3 protein-coding genes and 1 pseudogene are annotated in these 4,451 nt (G+C 70.7%); all 4 read left to right on the top strand.

What is annotated here, in order from left to right; genetic code table 11:
• Positions 1 to 1,115, top strand: a 1,115-nt coding sequence (locus CCN44_RS22035) for a hypothetical protein (protein ID WP_086698867.1), incomplete at its 5' end; no start/stop codon positions are given.
• A complete protein-coding gene (locus tag CCN44_RS22040; RefSeq protein ID WP_059251172.1) occupies positions 1,112 to 2,671 on the top strand; it encodes an SCO6880 family protein in 1,560 nt (519 codons plus the stop codon). The genes CCN44_RS22035 and CCN44_RS22040, both read left to right, overlap by 4 nt.
• A gap of 14 nt (positions 2,672 to 2,685) precedes the next feature.
• Positions 2,686 to 4,098, top strand: coding sequence for an ATP-binding protein (locus CCN44_RS22045; protein ID WP_059251170.1), 1,413 nt, complete (start codon positions 2,686 to 2,688; stop codon positions 4,096 to 4,098).
• A gap of 14 nt (positions 4,099 to 4,112) precedes the next feature.
• Positions 4,113 to 4,451, top strand: a pseudogene (locus tag CCN44_RS22050) (type VI secretion protein); the annotation flags it as partial.

Consider the following 4,451-nt stretch of genomic DNA (forward strand, 5'->3'; position numbering starts at 1 on the left):
CCAACCCCCTCACCGAGACCCTCGACCCCCTCTCCTCCCTCGCCAAGGGATGTGCCGACGCCGCCTCGTGGACCATCGGGAAGCTCAGTGACGCCGTGAAGGAGACCGCCACGGTCGACTTCACCAATCAGGCCTTCCTGAAGCAGTACGCCATCGTCTTCGCCGCGTCCACGATCCTGACCCTCCTGCTGTGGCTGCTCGCCGTGGCGAAGCGCGCCGTGCGCGGCGTGCCGTTGACCACCGCCATCTCGGAAGCCGTCGGCTTCCTCTGGCTCACCGTGCTGGCCTCCGCCTTCACCCCCCTGATCCTGTACACCGTCGTCTCGGCCACGGACGGCGTCACGGACGTCCTCGCGAAGGCCACCGGCGACCAGGCGGACACCTTCTTCGGCACCTTCTCCGGCGCTCTGAAGAAGGGAACCGACATCGGCGGCGGCCCGATCATGCTGATCGTCGTGTCCCTGGTCAGCATCCTCGCCGCCGGCGTCCTCTGGCTGGAGCTGGTCATCCGCGCCGCCCTGCTCTACGTCGGCGCCCTCCTCGGCACCGTCGTCTACGCCGGCCTGGTCGACAAGAACCTGTGGGGCCACGTCCGCCGCTGGGCCGGAATCATGATCGCCGTGATCCTCGTGAAGCCGGTCATCGTGATCGTCCTCGGCCTCGCCGGCGCCCTGTCCGGCGACAACGGCCCCGACGCCTTCTCCGCCGTCGTCTCCGGCCTCGCCATCATCCTGCTCGCCATCTTCGCCAGCGCGATGATCTACCGCTTCGTCCCCGGCTTCGGCGACGAGATCGCCGGCTCCCGCAGCAACCGCATCATGCAGGGCGCCGAGAGCAAGGCCGCCGCCGTCATCAGCTCCCCCGCCACCCTCGTCGCCCAGGGCATCAAGACCCACAGCTCCCGCGCCGACCACACCGGCAGACAGAGCAGCAGCACCCCCCGCCCGGCCAACCCCGCCTCCAGCGGCGTCGCCGCCCACAGCAGCCGTACCCCGACCGGGGGCACCGGCGGAGCCGTCCCCTCCGCCACGCCCGCGCCCCGCGCGTCCAGCCCGGTCAACACCCCGCACGCCAGCAACACCCGCAACAACCGCTCGGGAGGTGAAGGGCGTTGACGACCGAGTCCCACCTGTCCCATCCGGTCACGCCCCGCCGTACGTATCTCATCGGCCGCGCCCGGCCGAACGCGATCATCGGCCGGAACCGCGAGACCGGCGAGATCGCCCTGATCATCGCCGGCGCGTTCCTCGGCATGATGTGCGGCCTCCTCGTCCCGGTCCTGCCCCTGCGGATCGCGCTGCTCACCGGCTTCCCGCTGCTCGCCCTCGCCGCGGTCTACGTGCCGTACAAGCGCCGCACCTTCTACAAGTGGTTCGAGATCAACCGCTCGTACAAGCGCACCGTCAAAGGCCGCGGCGCCGTCTACCGGTCCGGTGCCATGGAGGCCGGCACACGGCTCGACGGGCGCGAGATCGAGATCGGGCCGCCCCCGGGCATCGGCCGCATCACCTGGCTCGCCGCGCCCTTCGGGCCGGACGAGATCGCCGTACTGCTGCACGCCGACCGCAAGACCGTCACCGCCGCCATCGAGATCGAGGGCCCCGGCGTCGGCCTGCGCGACTCCGAGGACCAGGAGGCCCTGGTCGACCGCTTCGGCACGCTGCTCAAGCACGTCGCCAACGGAGACGGCTTCGTCACCCGGCTGCAGATGCTCGCCCGCACCCTGCCCGCCGACCCGGACGCGCACGCCAAGGACGTCGCCCTGCGCGGCGACGACCGCTCCCCGGACTGGCTCCAGCGGTCGTACGAACAGCTCCAGTCCATGGTGTCCACCAGCAGCGAGCAGCACCGCGCCTACCTGGTCGCCTGCATGCACTACACCCGCGACCTCGCCGCCGAGGCGCACGCCATGGCCCGCGCCGCCCGCGCACACGGCGGCAAGGTCGACCGGGACGCCGGACTCGCCGTCGTCATGGCCCGGGAGCTGACCGACATCTGCTCCCGGCTCCAGGAGGCCGACATCCGGGTACGGCAGCCGCTCGGTCAGGGACGGCTGGCCTCCCTCATCCACTCCATGTACGACCCCGACCACCCCATCGACCACATCCAGGCCATGACCAAGCGGAACGCCTGGCCGGCCGAGCTGGACGCCATGGAGCCCACCTACCTCCAGGCCAAGACCCGGGAGTCCAGCACCCGCGCGCCCTGGTGCCACGCGACGGCCTGGGTGAAGGAGTGGCCGATGACCCCGGTGGGGGTCAACTTCCTGGCACCCCTCCTCGTCCACACCCCGGACGTCATCCGCACGGTCGCCGTCACCATGGACCTCGAACCCACCGAGGTCGCCATCGAACGCATGCTGACCGAGAAGACCAACGACGAGGCCGAGGCGTCCCGCGCCGCCAAGATGAACCGGACCGTCGACCCCCGGGACATCGCCGCGCACAACCGGCTCGACCAGCGCGGCGAGGACCTCGCCAGCGGCGCCGCCGGCGTCAACCTGGTCGGTTACATCACCGTCTCCGCCCGCTCCCCGGAGGCCCTCGCCCGCGACAAGCGCACGATAAGGGCCTCCGCCGGCAAGTCGTACCTCAAGCTGGAGTGGTGCGACCGAGAGCACCACCGCGCCTTCGTGAACACACTTCCCTTCGCCACCGGCATCCGAAGGTAGGGGCTGATTCGCCGATGCGGGATCCGCTGTCCGTCCTCACCGAGGCCTTCACCTCCTTCCTGTTCGGGAAGGTGGAGACGACCCGGCTGCCGGTGCGCACCTCCACGGGCCAGGCCCAGGCCGTCTACCTGCCCACGGCCGCGCCCGGCCTCGGCGACTCCGGCGTCATCATCGGCCGCGAGGTGTACTCCGGGAAGGGCTACATCTACGACCCCTTCCAGCTCTACGGCCAGCAGCTGCCGGCCCCGCACTGGCTCGTCCTCGGCGAGTCCGGCAACGGCAAGTCGGCCCTGGAGAAGACGTACGTCCTGCGCCAGCTCCGCTTCAAGGACCGCCAGGTCGTCGTCCTGGACGCGCAGGGCGAGGACGGCGTGGGCGAGTGGAACCTGATCGCGCAGGAGCTGGGGATAACACCCATCCGGCTCGACCCCACGGCCGCCCTGAACCACGGGATCCGGCTCAACCCCCTGGACCCGTCGATCACCACGACCGGCCAGCTGGCGCTGCTGCGGACCATCATCGAGGTGGCGATGGGCCACGGCCTGGACGAACGGTCCGGCTTCGCCCTGAAGGTCGCCCACGCGTACGTCAACGAGACGATCGTCGACCGCCAGCCGGTCCTCTCCGACATCGTGGAGCAGCTACGGCACCCCGAGCCGGAGTCGGCGGAAGCGATGAACGTCGCCATAGACGACGTACGGGCCTGGGGCCTCGACGTCGCCCTGGTGCTGGACCGCCTGGTCGACGGTGACCTGCGCGGCATGTTCGACGGCCCGACCACGGTCGGCATCGACCTGGACGCGCCGCTCATCGTGTTCGACCTGTCCCACATCGACCGCAACTCCATCGCCATGCCGATCCTCATGGCGATCGTCGGCGTCTGGCTGGAGCACACCTGGATCCGCCCCGACCGGAAGAAGCGCATCTTCCTGGTCGAGGAGGCCTGGCACATCATCAACAGCCCGTTCGTGGCCCAGCTGTTCCAGCGCCTGCTGAAGTTCGGCCGCCGGCTCGGCCTGTCCTTCGTCGCGGTCGTCCACCATCTGTCCGACGTGGTCGACGGTGCCGCCGCGAAGGAGGCCGCGGCCATCCTCAAGATGGCGTCGACCAGGACGATCTACGCCCAGAAGGCCGACGAGGCGCGGGCGACCGGCCGCGTGCTGGGCCTGCCCCGCTGGGCGGTGGAGATCATCCCGACCCTCACGCCCGGCATCGCGGTCTGGGACGTCAACGGCAACGTCCAGGTGGTCAAACACCTGGTCACGGAGACGGAACGGCCCCTGGTCTTCACCGACCGCGCGATGACCGAGTCCGCGAGCGACCTCAGGGCCGACGACGTCCTGCACGCGGCGGAACTGGAGGCGGAGCAGCGGGCCGCGGCCTTCGTGGAGCAGCACCTGGGCGACTCCGAGTCGACGGTGGCGTAGAGGGGGAGCGCAGGGTGAGACCGGACGACCGCCGCGACAGCCGCCGCCAGGGCCAGGGCGGCATCCCCGACGGCCTGCTGGTCGGCACGCTCGCGTTCCTCCTCGGCATGACCGTGCTGGTGTGGACGGCCACGGGACTGGCGGCCTGGCTCGCCCAGGGCGCCTGGCCCACCGGCGTCACGTTCACCCGCACCCCTCTGGCCATGCGCCACCTCGTCGGCCGGCCGCACGACCTCCCCGGCGCCTGGCCGGACACCCCACCGGCCCAGCTGTCCGGCTGGGGCCTGTTCTGGGGCCTGCTCATCGGCCAGCTGATGATCCTCCTCGTCCTCACCGTCTTCGTGATGGGGGTG

Source organism: Streptomyces tricolor (assembly GCF_002155905.1).
GTDB classification, from domain to species: domain Bacteria; phylum Actinomycetota; class Actinomycetes; order Streptomycetales; family Streptomycetaceae; genus Streptomyces; species Streptomyces tricolor.